Below are 17705 nucleotides of genomic sequence, written 5' to 3'. Positions count from 1 at the left end.
TCCCGATGCCGCTTTCCTTTGAAATCCATTCATGCCGCTGACTAGCGTTTCGACCACCGTTGATGAAACCAACGAAGGACGTGTCGATATCATCGTCCGAGAACTCTCTGGAACCTCTCGCAGCCAAGCTCGCGGGATGATCGATCAGGGCTGCGTGATGATCAATGGTTCTCCTTGCAAAAGTGTTGGGACCACGGTCAAACCAGGTGACCTGGTGGCAGTCCGATACGACAAACACCAACGCTATCGTGAGAAAAAGCGTCAGTGGGATGACCGCACGTTCGAGATTGTCTTTGAGGACGAGCACATCATCGTTGTCAACAAATCCGCCGGCACGCTGACCGTCCCAACCGATCGTGGCGAGCCCAACAGCTTGGTCGACCGTGTGTCGATTTACCTGAGCTACTCCAAAGCTAAGAAAGAGGCCTTCGTCGTCCATCGACTGGACCGGGAAACGTCAGGTCTCCTGGTCTTCGCCAAACACGAACCCATCGCGGATTTGCTGATCGAACAATTCAAGGACCGTCGCCCCACTCGCGTGTTCCATGCGATCGTGGCAGGGAATGTCGTCGAGGATGAAGGCACCTTTGAATCGCACTTGGCCACCGGCAGCAACCTGGATCGTTACGAAACCCGTCCGGGCAAAGACACCGACGAAGCCATCACGCACTACAAGGTGGTTCGTCGGTTGGTCGAACGAGAGTCCAGCCACGGCGAAGACACCACGCTGATCGAAGCCCAACTCGAAACCAGCAAACGCAACCAAGTTCGCGTGCAATTCGCAAACGCCGGGCATCCGGTGCTGGGAGAACCACGCTACAAACCCAAAGAAGCCACCCACGCTCGCTGGCACCGCAAACGCATGGCGTTGCACGCCAGTTCGCTGGGCTTCTTTCATCCCGTCTCCGGTGAACCAGTCAACTTCGACACGCCGCTGCCCAGTGCCATGGAAAAGTTCGTCGCAGGAGCACGTGGACGAAGTGACCGACCGACTGGATCGGCACCCAGTGGAGAAGCATGATTCCAACTCCCCCCTCCTCGCGCTGACGCCTGCCCGGCATGTCGAATCGCCCTGCGTTCGCTAAACTCGTTGAGCATCAGCCAACGCATCCAGTTGGCTTTCCGTAGCAACGCAGGACACGAGCGACCGATGATGAAACCTTGGCGAATCGCTGGGATCAATTTTTCTCACATGCACATGGGCGACCTGCTGCGGCAAGTCACCGAGCACACCGACACCGAACTGGTGAGCGTTTGTGATCACGATCGCCAGTCGATGCAGCCAACGATCGATGCGCTGAGCATTCCTGCCGAGAATGTCTTCACCAACGAAATCGAATGTGTTCGATCCACCCAACCCGACCTGGTGATTTTGTGCCCGCCCACCGGCGAGCACGCGGAATGGGTCGAACGCCTCGCTCCACTGGGTGTTCACCTGTTGGTCGAAAAACCTTTTGCGGCCTCCCTCGCCGACGCGGATCGGATGATCCAGGCAATGCGGCCCACGGGAAAACAGTTGATCATCAACTGGCCCGCTCGCTGGGACCGCGCTCACTACACAACTTGGCGTTTGATCAACGAAGGCACCATCGGTGACGTTGTCGAAGTGCATCACTACGGTGGGAACCGGGGGCCTCTTTACCACGGGGCAGGCAAAGTTGAATTCGAACCCACCGCAGAAGAGAAGCAGCGCAGCTGGTGGTACAAACTGGACGTCGGTGGCGGATCACTGCGAGACTACCTCGGCTACGGCGTGACGATGGGCACGTGGTTCAACGGCGGCCAAAAACCACTGGATGTGACCTGCGTCACCACCGGAACCCAAGGGCTGGAAGTCGACGAGCACAGCATCACAATCGCTCGCTACCCCGCTGGCATGTCCAAATTCGAAACTCGCTGGGGAACGTTCACGGATCCATGGGTTCACCAGCCACAACCCCAATGCGGTTACGTCGTTCGAGGAACACGTGGCACCATCTCCAGCTACGACTATGCGACCACCCTGCGAGTCCAAACCGAGGCACATCCGGAAGGCTACGAGCATCCGGTCGAGGACCTCCCAACGGGCGAAACCAACGGGATCGAATACACGCTCTCGCGATTGAACCAAGACCTCCCCGTCGAAGGCCCGCTCTCGCCCACCATCGCCCGAATTGGCCAGCAAATCATCGAGACCGCCATCCAAAGCGCTGCTCAACAGAAAACGCTGCCCTTGATCGATCGCTGAAAACGATCACGGTGAGAACAGGCGGACATCGATTTCAATCGCCTCAACCGTCAAGACGTTGGATCAACCAAACTCTTCAACGTCGATTTGAAACGACCATCACCTGCCGGCACTTCGTGTCGGGGATCGTGTGAGACTCTAATCCTCCAACGCCTTCAAGACCGCCTCGGTCACTGCAGCCGCCAGCTTCTTCGATCCCTCCGCTGTGAAATGAACATTGCCCGGGGCAACGTACAGATCCGCGGCGAAGGAATCCGAAACCTGGTTGAGGTCATTCACCGCAAGGCCGTGTTTGTTCATGACTCGTGCCGCGGCCTCGTTGTAAATGGTGTCATCCCCGACCTTCCGGCCAGCCTCACCTTCCGGGACCGTGGTCGTCTGAGCCCAAATCAGCTTCGCATTCGTCGTCTTGAGTCGCGAAACGATCTCATCCAGGTTCTTCTCGTACTGTTCCACCGGCGTCGTCAGCGTCCCATTGACCTTGTCTCGGTTCCCCTGAACCTTGGACTGCGGATGTCGATAGCAAAGATCCCATAGTCCCCAATTGAAATGGATCACATCCCACTGCTCGGTACCAATCCATCTCTCCAGCTTCTGCACTCCGGTCCCCGAATCTTGTGCGTTCCCAGGGTTGTGGCGAACCACCGCTTTGCCTTCCAGCTCAGCAGCAACGTAGGGTGTGTAACCAATTGAAATGGAATCGCCAATGATCAACACCTCCGGCAACTCTTCCGCGTGAACGGCCGAAGACCAAACAAAAGAAAAGAGAAAAACGAACAGGCAGTATCTCATTGCAATTCTCGATTTCAACGATTGGTCGTCCAAAGAAAACTCGCCAACAACACTCCGGCCGGCTCACCGCCGTTCAAAAACCAATCCACATGCGGTGGAGCGTTCGGCAACACAATCATACCAAGGCCATCCCTCGTCACCCAACGACGCGGAGGGGCAAACACGAGTTCAGGTCCCCAAAACATCAAAGGTAGGCACACACACGGAACACGATCTTCGAGCCTGGCTCTCGATAAAAACTCGCTCACGAAACCTCGCCCTTTGGCGCCGGTGCCCGCTTTCGCCAAATGATGAACAACCCCGACAACACGATCAGTCCCGATCCCACCACCATCTGCAGGTTCATCTGCTCGCCAAACAGCAACACTCCGAAGGCGACGCCGAACAGCAATCGCGAGTAGCGGAAGGGAGTGACGGCCGAGACCTCACCGGTCCGCATCGCTTTCATCAAGCTGCCATACGCGGCCACGCCCACCAACACCGCTCCCAACAAACAGAACCAGACCTTGCCGGTTGGCCAAACGAACCACTCCCCTCGCCACAAGGAAGACATCACCCCAGCGACCAACACCGACAGAAAACCGTACAAACCAAGAATCGACGTGCTGACCCTTGCTGGCGCCGCACGACTGGCGAGATCTCGCCCGGCAAATCCAAGCATCCCAATGACAGCCAACATCGACAGCATCGAGAACCCGTCCGTTCCAGGGCCAACAATAACGATCACCCCGAGCAAGCCGACCAAGACCGCCATCCATCTTCGCAGCCCAACCTTTTCACGAAATACGATCGCGGCACCTGCGACCACAACCAACGGGGTGGCTTGAAGTATCACCGTGGTTGCCGACAACGGGGTCAGCGCGATCGCGAGCACGTAGAACAGTCGGCCAGTGACCTCCAACAACATGCGAACCAGCATGATCGGCGCACGCGCGTCCGCCGTGAACAGCGGTTCTCGATTGCGTTTCGCAATCCCAGCGAAGACCAACATGCCTCCCAACCCAAACAGGGACAGGATCTGGCCAACCGGCAGCACTTCCGCAGCGGCTTTGACCAACGCGTCTTCCGCAGAAAACGCCGCCATGGAGGCAACCATCCAAATCGATCCAACAAGATTCGACCGATCCTCACTTCTCAATTTGGTAGTCACGAAACTCCACTGCGTGCGTTGAAAAAAGGCACCAAACTAGCTCATTCACTCGACACGTCAACGCAGCCAGCAAGCTCAACGCACGCAAATAGCTGTCGCCCCCCTGCTTTGCGGCATTCGTCACCACTTCGATCCGAATGAGAGCCAAGGCCCAAATGACGTCCGCCGCCCAAGTATCGAAAGTGGCTTCGATCAGAACATCGGGCATAACCGCTGGCGGATCAGCATCTTTTGATTCGTACAAAGTGCTTGGTTGAACATCCGACTTTCAGTTTGGAACTTGGCAACTCAATTCGAACGCCTCGAAATGGTCCGTTCAAACTTCGGCCATCGGAGAAATCCCTCCAAAAACCTGAAGTCAGGGTACCGCGCACGCTTCCGTCGGATGAGCCCAAAAAAATCCCAAATGCTGAAAGACTCCTGCCGAACTGCTTAGGCATGCGCGGGAGTCATTGCGCGGGTGTCATTGGGCAGGTGGTATTGGGCATTGTCGTCTGTTGACCGTCAGCCAACCGTTCACGAGCCGCTCACAGTTGAAGACAGCCGGATCTCAGGCATGTGTGGCGTGAATCCCCAATAAGAAACGCTTTGCTTCACCATTCGCCTGGTAGGTAGCGAACAGTAGATAGGGAAAACTAAACATCCCACCGAGGAACACGCTCAGAAACGCGAAGACGTGGCCCTTGGCGGTGAACCCTTCTCGCCAGGAGATCCAGGTTGCGCCAAGCAAAAGGTAAACCAAAAAGTCAGTGTCAAACTGTGACCTCCAATTGAATGCCATTAAGTCGTCGAGCGCCACTGCTGGCCAGTTGATTCCCTGAGACAACGATGCGAGCACCGTCATGACATAAATCAGAACGGTCGAGACGAACAAGAAGGCTCGCAGTGAATTCATTGATACTGGTCTTCCGTGTCGGATCGTGGTCGTTTACGACGACACCGACCTTAACGAGGCGAGCGATGCCTGAACTACCGAAATTGTACCAAGGCCGGCCCTCGTAACCAATCAAGGAAGGTGTGCCGAAGGCCCTCGTGTAACAACCATGTTTTGGAACGCGGAGAATCGCTCTTTCAGTCGCCATGAGAGAATAACGTGCAACACGTGTGATCTCACGCCTGCCGCAGGGCGTTGACGATCGGGACGGTGGCAGCCTGAATGGCGGGTACCAACCCGGCGAGGATCCCAACCAAGACCGATACCACGGTTCCGGTGACCGCCAACCCCAGCGATGGGCGAAATGCAATCGTGGCTCCCTCTGCACCAATTGCAAACCCTCCGAACCCGAGGGCGGCGAGCGCCAGCACGGTTCCCGCGACCCCGCCCACCAAGCACAGGATGGTGCTTTCCGCCAACACCAATCGCATGGCCCGCAGCGGACGAACGCCCACGGTTTGCAGCACCGCGTACTCTTTGATCCGGTCCTGGACGCTCATCACCGTGGTCGTCGCAACCAATGACAACACCAGCGCCACACAGGCGTAACCGAGCCAATGCGCGAAGCCAATCAAATCCACCAAGTCCGACAAAGTGCTGGCCTGAAACGCTCCCTTTCGGCGGGTCTTGGTCGCGACCGCGCCGGCCCGCAGCTTTTGATCAATCGCTGCCGCCACGCGGTCGGGATCCGCATCCTCGGTGAGCATGACCTCGTGTTGCGTCACCAACCCCGCTGCGTCCAACCCTCGTGTGTACTGCAAAAACTGCAGGCTGGTGTAAATCAAGTTCTCTTCCGACGGCACGCTGGATTCAAAGACCCCCGCGACACGCACGGACAATTCCCCAATCGTGAATTGATTCCCGACCTTCAGCCCGCGACGCTGGGCAACGTTCCGGCCCACGATGGCCGCGTCTCGGTTCGACTCAAACTGCTGCCAACTGCCACTGATCAATTTCAACGGACGTGTTTGCTGAATCTGCTTTGGGTCCGCCCCATTGAACACCACAATGTCAAGACTGGCCCGGCAATTGTTCGTCCATACCTGAATGGGCATCACGTCGCGTACACCGGGGACCTTTGCGATCACCCGTTCGTAGTCTTCTGGCAAACGACTGCTGGTCGGACAAAACCGGTTCTCTTGGAAAACAATCAGATTGCGATCCGCGTCCGATCCCGTCGTCAGCCGATGCAGGCCCTCTTGGACCGAACCAACAAAGCAAAACACAAACATCGCAACGGCAGCGCCGGTGACGGTCAGCAGCGTCCGCGTGCGGTGTCGCCAAAGCGTTTTCAAAACATAACGAAACATGATATTCCCCCAAACTCGGAACGGCCCAATGTGGCAAAGACTTCGATGCCTGTGATTCCCCACTCCAAAACGATGCCACCTGAAGTCAAACAACTGCCGAGGGGTCACCCGATCCAACCTCGAGAAACTTGCCACGATCCAAAACCAACTGCCTCGATGCAATTCTGGCCGCGTCCGTGTCGTGGGTGACCATCAACAAAGTGATGTCAAGTTCCTTGTTCAAACGCTGCAGCAAGATCTGGACCTGTTCGCTGGTCTCCGTATCCAAACTGCCGGTGGGTTCGTCCGCCACAACGACTTTCGGGTGCGCCACAATGGCTCGGGCGATCCCAACGCGTTGCTCCTGTCCTCCGGACAACTGCCTCGGGTAGTGATCCGCGCGATCACTCAGCCCCACCGCTTCGAGCGCCAGCTCAACGCGTTGCCGACGCTGGGTACCAGTCATCTTCAACAGCAATGTGGGCAGCTCGACGTTCTCATAAGCCGTCAGCACTGGAATCAAATTGTGGGTCTGAAAGATGTAACCCAAATTCGCCGCTCGCCAATCGGCCAACTTGCTTCGCGAGAGCCTGGTCACCTCGGTCCCAGCCACATGGATCGTGCCGGCATCCGGCCGATCGATCCCACTGACCAAATTCAGCAGCGTACTCTTTCCCGTCCCGCTGGGCCCCATCAGCGAAACAAACTCGCCCGCTTCGATCTCCAAATCCACCTTGTCCAGCGGCGTGATGGTTTCATCGCCCTTGCGGAAGCTCTTGGATACGCCACGTAGTTCCACCAATGCCATCAGTTCATCCCCATCGTTGTGTCTTCGCGTTCGACCAAGACGGAATCGCCAGCTTCCAAACCCGATGGAACGCGAGCAATCAATTTGTCCGTCACATTCAGTCCCGTTTCGATTTCCACCAAGCCATCACTTCCGGCACCACCGACAACCACCGGCGTTTGCCGTGCGGTTCTATCCTCGGTGACGCACCACACGAACGTTCCCGACTCTCCCGTCTGAACCAACGACTGCGGAACAAACAATCGCTGTCTGTCCTTTGCCGCTTGAGTGTCCAATTCAGTGGCTGGTGAAAGAAACGTTGCCGTCACCAGCATTTCCGGACTCACAGTGAGCGGCGGGGAGATCAGTTCGACCTTCACTTCCAAGGTGTTTTTCTGAACATTTGCAGCACTGGTGGCCTGCAACACTCGGCCCTGGATGACCACGGACGACGATGCGGTTTCGATCTCGACCGGCTGGCCTTTCCGAATCATCGGGACATCCTCCAGACGCACATCGGCACGAACCTGCAAGCGTTCCGGGTCATACATTTCCACGACCGTGCTGGCGTCGTGCCCCGCCGAGGACGAGGCCCCCGCGACGCGAGTCCCCGGTGCGGCGACCAACCGCAAGATTCGCCCGTCCATCGGGGCGCGGACGACGTTGCGTTCCAATGCCAACTCCGCCTGCCGCAATTGCAACTTGGACTCATCCCACAGTGCCTTGGCGGAGACGACCTTGGCCTTGGCCTCTTCCACCTGCCGCGTTTCTTCCACCAGCAACATTCGTTGCTTCTCCAACGCTCGCACCTTGCTGGTCAAGGCATCCACCTCCCGTTTCAGGTTGGGCTGACGACGCTGAAGCTCCTGGAAATTGGCACGTTCGGCGGCGTGGTCGCTTTCCGCACGCGCCACAATCCGTCCGGAAATCGCCCCCTGGGCAGACCGTTTTCCCTGCATGTTGTTCAACGCATATTCCACATTTGCCTCGGCGGCATCAATCAAAAACGGCAACTTCGCCAGTTCCGTTTCCGCCTTGGCCAACATGCTTTGCGCGTCAGCAAGCTGAACTTCCAAGTGCACCGGGTTTTCGAAACGTACCCTGGCAGCATTCAGTTCCGCCTCCGCACGCTGCAGCTCCCCGTGCCGTATCGCAACAGCGTTCTTGGCCTGCTGAACATTCAGTTCCGCGTCAATGGCAATCAGCCGAGCGACAGGCTCACCCCGTTTGACGGGTTGACCCTCCACCACCAACAACGATTCAATCACCCCAGGCGCCAACGCCGCGACGCTGATCGCCGTCGGTCGTGGTTCGATCCACCCAGGCGACTGAAACAACGTTTGCCCCGCCTGAACAACCTCGGCCCGCTTGGCGATCACCGGCACGACAGTGACCAGTTGCCTTGGCAACCAGTGACGGCCCGCTGCAACCGCAAGCAGTGCCGCAAAGCCCACCAAGATTCCAAATGGCAACACGAAACGGCTGATCCAACGTCGGCGCCGTGGCGACGACGCAGGATTGCCCTGCGTTGGCGTGCGATCAATGGCCAGTTGGCCGAGGTCCAGCGGAGCGTCAGCCATGACTACTTGCTCGACCGAACGAAGACATCGCTGGTCTCAACGGTCAAGTTGCCTTGCTCGTCGCGTTTGGCGATGCCACGCACCACCACGGTCGTCAGCTCGTTCACGCCAAGCAGTTCACGAGCTGTCTTCGAAACCGGAGCCCCCGACTCATCGACCACCTTGACGGTCGCGATGTTGTCTTTGACCTGGTCTTGCGTGCAACAATAATCCCATGGCGTCGGGCAGCCTTCTTCGTCGGCACAGTAGGGAACCTTCGGATCTACAATCGTGAAGGCCGCCAAACCATCCACGAACGGCTCGGTCGAACCACCGATCAAACCCACCAAGGTCAATTCCTCTCCGTCAGCTGCCTTTTCGCGAGCCTCACCAACAGGCATCGCATCGGCAGGTTCGGAGCTGGCAAGGTAAGCCGCATCCGCACCGGAAACTTGCGTCGCATCTTGGTCGGCAACTTCGGCACCGCCACAACCAGCGATCAATGCAACCACGCTCGCCAAAACAAGGTGTTGAAAACGTTTCATTGTGTTTCTCTTTTCAAAGGGTTTGTGAGTCAGACTGCTTTCAATCCCGTTGCGATTTCTTCTCGCAACGCTTTCAGTGCCGGTGGCAACGAACCAAGGACACCCAACAAAATTCCGACGCCGCAACCGATCAAGATTGCGACACTATCGATTCTCAAGGTGAAAGCTCCCATCGTGAATCGAACCGCCATGCCATTGAGCAGCAGCAACGCCACCACCCCCGACAACAAAGATCCAGCGGCCGCCAACAAGACGCCCTCCTGAACCACACTTAGCAAGATCGCACGCCGTCGATATCCGATGGCTTGCAACGTTGCGATTTCTCTTATCCGTCCGGCGACGGATCCATACATCATGTTCAATCCAGCAAAAACGCCCGCTCCGGACACCAGCACCACCACAAACCAAGCCAACACTCGGACCGGTTTGTAGTGCTGCTGAAGTGATGCGTAGTAATCCGTTTCGCGGATCGCTCTCAGTTCCAGATCCAAACGCTCTTTGCAGAACAACTGAACCTCCGCGGCCGTTCGACCAGGCTGCAGTCGAATTGCGACCAAGCTCAAGTCCTGTCGTTTGGTTGCCGTTTGAAAGTCACCCAAGGAACACCAAATTTCCGATTCATACGCCGATCCGCCGGCGGCAAATCGGCCGCAAATCGTCCACTGGCGTCCCTCAAATTCAAGCTGCTTGCCAATCGTCAGCTCACTCGCTTCACGACCAAGTTTGGTGGCAACCAATCGGCCGACCATCACTTCACCATCCGCTGGCCAAGTGCCCTCGACCAATTGCACGGAACGACGAACCAATGGTGCCGACGTGGTCACACCGCGAACCAATCCCAGTCCTCCTGGTCCCGATTCCGTGGCCACTCGCGTGCCGAGGTACAGCTCGGGTGAAACGTGATTGACTCCAAAACGTTTCATCGTCCCATCCAGGCTGGCCGCCAACAGCGACGGTGTCCGCGCGGCGATCGACGAGTTCTCGATGTTCTCCTCCGAGTTCACCGAGTACACCAACACCACGTCGTCATCCCCGCTGATTGCGAGCGACCGTTCCAACCCACGAATGAATCCAACGACCACAAACACCAGCATCACCACGGTCGCCAAAGCCACCAATGTCAACGCGGTACGCACCGGCCGGCGGGCCAGATTGCGAACGCCGTATTCCCATGGCAACAGCATCAGCAATCGCCTCGGTTAATCGTTTGATCGATGAAACGCAGAGTCGATTGCATGTTCAACGCTTGGGTTTTGAGGTGAACGTGCCATCAGGGGTGATCATCTTCTTTGGCGTTTTGCCAATGCTTTCCATGATTTCCCAAATGCCTTTGGGACTCAACTTCACACCGTCCTTTGGAACCAACGCGACGGACTTCTTCTCGATGCTGCAAACCACCTTCGCGACCGCATCCACCGAATCAAACCGAGCGGTGATTCGTTTCACACAACCTCCACACATCTCACCCACCGTCATCACCATTTGATGGGCGGGCTCCTTCTTGTTCGCCGGCGTGTCAGCCGACACAGGTGCGGGGCCAATCAAAGCGGACACGAGAAAAGCCAAACCGGCCAAACCCAATCCATTCCGTTTCGAACCGAACATCATCGTCAAATCTTTCATTCACAAGGGGAAACAAACACTTGGCGCGCACCGCCATCCGGTCCACCGTCGCAGACACATGAAATGCATGCACAACGATTCAAATTGATTGGTCAAACGTGACGAATCCATCACGCCATGCGATCACGAACCAGTGATCCAATCAGGTAACAATCCGTGGACGCGCAGCAACGCATCCTCCGCGTTGAAGCAAATCCAAAACGATCACCGGGATCAAATCAGCCAAGATTGGTGCGCAAGACGCACCTGACGGCCAGATCGACTCGCACAACTCGGCAAGTCACGATGCGAACCCAAAGCCGCATCGGAAAAGGATGGCGACATCGATTGCGCATCAACCACATGCGTCCAAACAACGACCAAACCAGGATCCGGAAGATCCAAATCGCTCTCCAGAACAGCACCTTCGCAAATGCAGCTTTTGCAGTTGCAATCATCTCCGCATGGGGAGGAGTCGCCACGTTTTGAATCAAGATCCGACGTGGACGCTGGTGCCGCGGATTCGCCGTGATGGCAACAACCGCATGCTGCTGCAGCAACACCTTCTTCGCAGGTTGCTTCCGTTTGACACGAAAAACAACGCAAAGGGCACGTCAATAAATTGACGACCAAGAGAGCGATGAAGAGAGGCGTTTTCATACTTCGAAGTCTACCAACGCTCAATTCTCAGAGCAACCTGAATCTCGCAGAAACCAAGCGTTTGACCGACTCGGGGAGTGCCGATCGAGTCGTCAACCACATGTCAACGTACGTAGGACGGGCACTCTTGCCCGTCAGCCATTTGGGCGTTCACCCGAACTTAAGAGACGTTAGGGGTTAACGCGGACATTGCGGCATTAAGTTTGTCTCTGCCTTACGCCCCAACGGGGCAACTCTATCATAGCCCCAGGCATCGCCTGGGGTTTCGTTAGGAAGGCTCCAACGCGAGCCCCAACGGGGCGGCCCTACACACATCGACAGGAATGATCGGGCAAAACCATGTCAGCCGTTTGAGCGTTCGCCTGGACTGCCAAATGTTTGCTAGTGACGCTCTGATAGCAGATGCAAATTTTCTTCCGGCTTCTGTCTTTTTCCATCCCGGTAGGGATGTCGGATGGTAGCGGGGGGGCGCTGCGTGGGACGTTCGAAAAATCAATGGTGGCTGGCGTCTGGGTTTCGCCCCGGATGGGGCCGTCGTGTGAGTTGGGAGCGTCCCTCGCTCACGCGTCGGGTTGTGATGGGGGGGCTTGGCCGACTCTGACGGGCAAGAGTGTCTTCGTCGACCAGAACAAACTCCCCGCCAAAACGAACGCTTGAGCCGTCGACCAAAGCACCAACGCGGACCACCAATGGATCACGATTTGATCTTCCCCGCCCATCGATCCCGCCCGAAGCCAGCCATCTGGCGAGAGCAACCATCCACCCGCAACGACCAACACCCCGGGCACCGCGGTTGCCACCAAAATCACAAAGGACTTGCCAATGCCTTTCGCAGACGCGGCCAGCAAGAGACTGGCAACGTCAACCAAAGCATAGACGGCCGCGAACCGCATCAAGCGAATCGCCAGCGGTTGTATTTCGGCTCGCTCTTCATCACTGATCCCACCCAACAGAATTTGCAGCAGAGTTTCCGGGAACGCGGCGAGGGCGATCGCCAGTGTCAGCGCCACCACCACCCCCAGGCCCATCCCTCGCCGGATCGTGTCCGACGCCAAACCGATTCCTTTCGATGCCAATGCTTGCCCGGTCACAACCGTCACCGCGGTGCCCAACCCAATCGCTGGGATCGATAACAACTGATACATCGTGAGCGCCGCGGAGGTCGCTGCCAGACCAGTGACAGATGCCGCCCCAATCACCAGCAACACAAAACTGAACAATCCCGAGCGAAACAATTGTTGCAATCCGATCGCGGATCCCGGCACGATGATCTCAGTCATGACATGACGACTCGGCCGCCATGCCGCCCGAAAATGACGACCAAATGAATTCAAACGCATCAACATCACTGCAAACACGGCCACTTTGAACCACATCGCAATGGTCGTTGCGAGAGCCGCGCCAAAGACACCCATCGCGGGCAAACCCAACCCGCCAAAGATGAACCAATAGTCCAAACCGACGTTCAACACAGACGAGGCGATGTTGGTTTGCAAGATCGGTCGAGTCACTCGTCGTCCTACAAAGAACGCGGTCAAACCGGCTTCCAACATGGACGCGGGAGCGACCAACAATAACGTTTGAAAATAGCGTGCCTCCAGCTTCGCAAGTTCGATGTCGTGTCCAAACGCTTCGAACAAATTGGGGCTCATCCAACCGATCAATGCGAAGGCGGGTACACAAGCCAACGTGAACCACAAGCATTGCCAGAGCAGAGACCAAACCCTCAGCGCGACCGCTCCCCGACCACGCTTCTTGCCCATCGCCATCGCGGCAAGCGGAGTGATGAAACCCATCGCCGTGACGGGAATGCAAGCGATTGCCCAATACAAGTTGCCCGCTGCCATCGAAGCCGCTGACGACGTTGGCCCATACCACATCAACAGCGTGCGATCGGTGAAGAGCGTGATCGAGAAACAACCAACGGTGGCCGCCAGCGGAATCGCAACCGCCATTATCGCTCGATAGCCGTACGCGTCGCGTTCGATTCGACGGGGCGATTCAGTCATGGATTCCTGCGAGAGAGAGGACAACGGCCAACCGCCAGGCCAGGCAAATTAGAAAAGATGGAAAGTGCGAGGATCACGACGCGACGAGGTTGATCGAAACGCGATCACCCTCTGGCTCAAAAAATGCAGTGCAAGCACGCTACCAATTCGCGACAACACAAGCGAAACACGTGCCACCGTTTCGCGTCTCCCAACGTGACAACGCAAATAGGAAAAAACAATGTCCACCAACAGCTTTTCACAACGGAAACCCCACCGCCATGGGCACGCTCCTGCCGCCCAGCTTCAAACCCGATCTGGCCGTGGAACGCTGACTCAGATGTTTTCAGCGCTGGCAGGTTTCATCAACCACTCTGATCGAAAGCTGACCGACTCCGGAGTCATCCACCCGATTGCGGAACGCGTCTCCGTGATCGCAACTCGACGACGTTGAGCTACTCCCCACGACCTTTGGCACGGTCGTTGCTTAAGCCGAAGCCGACGGAATCGAAAACAACATCACGGATGATCTGAGGATCAATCACCCGTTACCAACTCCATCGGCTGGGGAGCCATTCGCGATGAAAATCGGCATCATAGGTCATCTCAAATTTCCCATCGCGAAGCCCTACGCAGGAGGCTTGGAAGCATTCACTCACGCGTACACCAACGCGTTGATGAGCCGAGGTCACGAAGTCACGCTGTTTGCTTCAGGGGACTCCGATTCGCAGTTGGCTCTCCAGAGCATCATCCCAAACGCGACCATTCCTGAATCCAACGCACGCCTTGGACGGATGTGCCATGACTGGATCGAAAGTGTTGAAGACGAAGCCTACGCGGCATTGATGCTGCAACTCAGCACGAGCGACTTTGACGTGATTCACAATCACTCGCTCAGCCCCATCCCTTTGCAGTTCTCGCATCTGCTTCCGACACGTTTGATGACCACGTTGCACGCACCTGTCTTGCCTCGCATGGCAGCGGAACTGCAACGTCGCGACAGCGAAGCATGTGGGCAATTCATCAACATTTCCAATGCAAACGCGGATGCTTGGCGTTCGTTGTTGCCCAAACAGACTGTGATCCACAATGGAGTCGACACTTCGTTCTGGGTACGTTGCAACGCGGAAAGACAACGACGAGCCATTTGGTTTGGTCGGATACTCCCGGACAAGGGAACGCACTTGGCTTTGCGAGCCGCCCATCGTGCTGGCATTCCGCTCGACGTTGTCGGCCCGATCTCCGATCAAAACTACTTTGACTCAGAAGTCTTGCCACTGCTCCGTCCAGACGACGCCTATCACGGGCACCGCACCCACGAAGAACTCTGCACCCTGATCAGTCGTTCGGCAGTGACCCTGGTCACACCCTGTTGGGATGAACCCTTCGGATTGGTCGTTGCAGAATCGCTGGCGTGCGGGACTCCCGTTGCCGCATTCAATCGCGGTGCATTGCCAGAGCTGATCGGCAAATCCACCGGCCGATTGGCCAAACCGGGAAGCGTCCGCGAACTGGCGCAAGCGATTCTTGGTTGCATGAAGCTACCCGGCGAAATCTGCCGCCGGGTCGCACAAGAACACTACAGCTTCGATCGCATGGTGGAGCAATACGAGTCGCTTTACCAAAACCAATCCGACTGGAGCTTTCCAAACGAGGTCGCAGCGTGATCGATCGACAACCTCACGTGGGCTTTTACGTTCACTATCACGGAATGGGCCACAAGCACCGGACTGAGGCCATCCTCCGACGGCTTCCGGTGCCCGCATCGGTCGTTACCAGCCGCATTCATGACCTCGATTGGAGCGGCCCGACGCTCACAGATGTCATCGGCATCGATTGTGACAACGATCATGTTCCAGTACGTGGGATGCAGCTCGCACAGGATGTCTCCGCGTTGCACTACGCACCCCTGTGGACCGATTCCATCACCAAACGAGTCGCCCAGTACACGCGTTGGCTGGATGAGACTCGACCGGACGTGATGGTGATCGATGTCTCCGCAGAAATATCGATGCTCACGCGGCTGGCGTCGATTCCACAAATCGTGATGCGGCAACATGGACGTCGCGACGACCCAGCTCACTTGACTGCTTACGAAGCCGCTCACTCATTGCTGGCTCCATTTCCACAGTCGATGGAAGACGACATCACGCCCGATTTCGTACGAGAGAAAACGGTGTACCTGAACGGGTTTTGCCGTGGGCAAACGAATGAAACGTTGAGCTCCATTCAAGAAACAAAACCAAATCGCGAGCGGCCGATGATCGTGGTGATGTTTGGTCGAGGAGGAACGGGCGACGTTCACCAGCACTTGCGAGACGCGGCAACCTTGGTTCCACACGCAGACTGGGTCGTGTTAGGAAAAGACGACAATTCGCATGCCGAACGAACGCCGTCGAATCTGTTCTTCGCCGGTTGGCAAGACAATCCTGGCAAATGGATCGCCGATGCCAGCGTCGTCGTCACCTCAGCGGGTCACAACAGCGTCATGGAACTCGGGCACGCCCGATGCCGGTTCATTGCCATTGCAGAAGACCGTCCCTTCGAAGAACAGATTCGAAAAGCCAAAATTCTCAGCCGCGAGCGGTTGGCGATCGGACTGACAGGTTGGCCCGCATCCAACCAGTGGCCGGCTCTGATTGAGGAAGCAATGCTGTTGGATCCATCGCCATGGCGAGATGTCTTTGAACACGATGGAGCCACGCAGGCGGCAGAGCATCTCGCTCAAGTCGCACGCTGGTCGCACGAAGCCAGAATGTCAGGGGAGTTGGTGACGCTATGAGGATCAGTGTTCTCACCATCGTCCGCGGACGCCAAGCACATCTCGAAAACCAACTGAAGGGATTGCTGCAATCAACCGTCTTGCCACACGAATGGATCGTCGTCGGCATGAACCAGGCAGTCACGCTCCCCGATTGCAAACGTTTTCCGGTCCGAACATCCAGCGTTTATCATCCGACCGAACCGCTTCCTCTGGCACAAGCCCGCAACCACGCGGCTTCGCTTTGCACGACGGACGGGATCGTGTTCTTGGACGTCGATTGCATTCCATCGCCCGACATGATCGGAAAGATGGTGAATTCCCTTCAAGCAGAAGACCGCTTGTGGATGGGATGCCCTCGCTACCTCCCTGCGGGAGCCGCTGACGGCGACTGGCAAATGAATCAACTCCACCAGCAAGCGGTCGACCATCCATTGCAACCACAACTCGGCGATCAAGAACGACAAAGCTCCCAACGATACGAAATGTTTTGGTCATTGTGCTTCGCAATCGGCCAGTCTTCTTTCAAACGAATCGGAGGCTTTGATGACTCGTTTGATGGCTACGGTGGCGAAGACACCGACTTCGCATTTTCTGCCCGCAAGGCCGGTGTTCCATTTGGGTTCGTCAACGCGGTTGCCTATCACCAGCATCATTCGGTTTGCAAACCACCCCTGAACCATCTCCAACCAATTGTCGAAAACGCTGAACGGTTTCGCCGCAAGTGGGGCGTGTGGCCGATGGAATCCTGGCTCAACGCCTTCGCCGAACGAGAACTCATCAAATTCGACAAAGAAGACGATTCAATCGCAATCCAACGCCTGCCGACTGAATCGGAAATTCAAAAAGCAACGTCACTGACACCGGCCGGCTTTTGATCAGGCACCCAAGATTGAACAAGCGGAACCAAGTGAACCGAGCGTTCACTTGAATGACGGAATGTCGAATGTGGTGGACCGCATTCTTTTACACAAACTTCTCTCAGCATTGTTCGCCGCCAAAGGTCGCGTCTTAAACGTCACCCTCCTGAACGCAAAGTTCATGCAGTTTTTGATGGTCGTGCTCGTGAGGTTGAATTCACCCTCCCGTACGGAGGTCATGCCGTTTTTAGGTGCTGTCCTGCCAGGCGTTTGTCATCACCCTCCCTTTGGGAGGGTCGAGCGAAGCGAGGGGAGGGCCGAGCATTGGATCCAGCGTGTAACCCTCCCCGGACCGAAGCGGGCCGCCACTCCCAGAGGGAGGGCGAAATAAAACTGCACGACCTTCCTTCCGCGCGGGCGGTGTTTGCAGGACGTCACGAACACAGCACCTAATAACTGCACAACCTCAACGCAGTTGAGGAGCGTCGGAATCCAAGCGTTCAGCGAGGATTCCGGGGAGGGCAGTACGCGCAATTCCCCACCTCAAACCG

The 17705-nt window shown here is 56.7% G+C and carries 16 protein-coding genes; 6 read left to right on the top strand and 10 right to left on the bottom strand.

Translation table 11 applies throughout. The annotated features are described in order from the left end of the window. Positions 1-31: 31 nt before the first annotated feature. Positions 32-1021 (top strand): RluA family pseudouridine synthase, encoded by a 990-nt coding sequence (locus PSR62_RS15530; protein WP_274403909.1) that lies wholly within the window; start codon positions 32-34, stop codon positions 1019-1021. Positions 1022-1150: 129 nt separating this feature from the next. Further along, the gene (locus PSR62_RS15525; RefSeq protein ID WP_274403908.1) at positions 1151-2227 is read left to right on the top strand and encodes a Gfo/Idh/MocA family protein; all 1077 of its coding nucleotides are present in this window, start codon (positions 1151-1153) and stop codon (positions 2225-2227) included. A 138-nt stretch (positions 2228-2365) separates the two neighbouring features. Here PSR62_RS15525 and PSR62_RS15520 read toward each other — a convergent pair whose 3' ends face one another. The 10 genes from PSR62_RS15520 to PSR62_RS15475 form a co-directional block, all read right to left on the bottom strand. Then, positions 2366-3019: an SGNH/GDSL hydrolase family protein gene (locus PSR62_RS15520; RefSeq protein ID WP_274403907.1), complete on the bottom strand. Its 654-nt coding sequence runs from the start codon at positions 3017-3019 to the stop codon at positions 2366-2368. Positions 3020-3263: 244 nt separating this feature from the next. Continuing rightward, on the bottom strand, positions 3264-4115 hold the full coding sequence (locus PSR62_RS15515; protein WP_274403906.1) for a DMT family transporter: 852 nt from the start codon (positions 4113-4115) through the stop codon (positions 3264-3266). 604 nt (positions 4116-4719) lie between these two features. Next, positions 4720-5064, bottom strand: a complete 345-nt coding sequence (locus PSR62_RS15510; protein WP_274403905.1) for a hypothetical protein — start codon at positions 5062-5064, stop codon at positions 4720-4722. Positions 5065-5279: 215 nt separating this feature from the next. Further along, the gene (locus PSR62_RS15505) at positions 5280-6413 is read right to left on the bottom strand and encodes an ABC transporter permease (RefSeq protein WP_274403904.1); all 1134 of its coding nucleotides are present in this window, start codon (positions 6411-6413) and stop codon (positions 5280-5282) included. A gap of 85 nt (positions 6414-6498) precedes the next feature. Further along, positions 6499-7200, bottom strand: coding sequence for an ABC transporter ATP-binding protein (locus PSR62_RS15500; RefSeq protein WP_274403903.1), 702 nt, complete (start codon positions 7198-7200; stop codon positions 6499-6501). Then, complete coding sequence (locus tag PSR62_RS15495) at positions 7200-8759, bottom strand: efflux RND transporter periplasmic adaptor subunit (RefSeq protein ID WP_274403902.1); 1560 nt, start codon at positions 8757-8759, stop codon at positions 7200-7202. The genes PSR62_RS15500 and PSR62_RS15495 overlap by 1 nt, the downstream gene beginning before the upstream one ends. 2 nt (positions 8760-8761) lie before the next feature. Continuing rightward, entirely contained in the window at positions 8762-9283 is a 522-nt protein-coding gene (locus PSR62_RS15490; RefSeq protein ID WP_274403901.1) for a hypothetical protein, read from the bottom strand. 29 nt (positions 9284-9312) lie between these two features. Then, a complete protein-coding gene (locus tag PSR62_RS15485; protein ID WP_274403900.1) occupies positions 9313-10467 on the bottom strand; it encodes an ABC transporter permease in 1155 nt (384 codons plus the stop codon). A gap of 55 nt (positions 10468-10522) precedes the next feature. After that, positions 10523-10906: a heavy-metal-associated domain-containing protein gene (locus tag PSR62_RS15480; RefSeq protein ID WP_338020085.1), complete on the bottom strand. Its 384-nt coding sequence runs from the start codon at positions 10904-10906 to the stop codon at positions 10523-10525. 1199 nt (positions 10907-12105) lie between these two features. Further along, positions 12106-13554, bottom strand: coding sequence for an MATE family efflux transporter (locus PSR62_RS15475; protein ID WP_274403898.1), 1449 nt, complete (start codon positions 13552-13554; stop codon positions 12106-12108). A gap of 220 nt (positions 13555-13774) precedes the next feature. On the opposite strand from PSR62_RS15475, the gene PSR62_RS15470 reads away from it, so the two are divergent. The 4 genes from PSR62_RS15470 (at position 13775) to PSR62_RS15455 (ending at position 17172) form a co-directional block, all read left to right on the top strand. Beyond that, positions 13775-13987, top strand: a complete 213-nt coding sequence (locus tag PSR62_RS15470; RefSeq protein ID WP_274403897.1) for a hypothetical protein — start codon at positions 13775-13777, stop codon at positions 13985-13987. Positions 13988-14114: 127 nt separating this feature from the next. Further along, positions 14115-15200, top strand: a complete 1086-nt coding sequence (locus tag PSR62_RS15465) for a glycosyltransferase family 4 protein (protein ID WP_274403896.1) — start codon at positions 14115-14117, stop codon at positions 15198-15200. Then, positions 15197-16315, top strand: coding sequence for a glycosyl transferase family 28 protein (locus tag PSR62_RS15460; RefSeq protein ID WP_274403895.1), 1119 nt, complete (start codon positions 15197-15199; stop codon positions 16313-16315). Before PSR62_RS15465 ends, PSR62_RS15460 begins: the two co-directional genes overlap by 4 nt. After that, on the top strand, positions 16312-17172 hold the full coding sequence (locus tag PSR62_RS15455) for a glycosyltransferase family 2 protein (protein WP_274403894.1): 861 nt from the start codon (positions 16312-16314) through the stop codon (positions 17170-17172). The genes PSR62_RS15460 and PSR62_RS15455 overlap by 4 nt, the downstream gene beginning before the upstream one ends. Positions 17173-17705: the final 533 nt, after the last annotated feature.

It is taken from the genome of Rhodopirellula sp. P2, from assembly GCF_028768465.1.
Lineage (GTDB): Bacteria > Planctomycetota > Planctomycetia > Pirellulales > Pirellulaceae > Rhodopirellula.
Note: the sequence above shows the minus strand (reverse complement) of the source record. Positions and strands in the feature narration are given on the sequence as shown.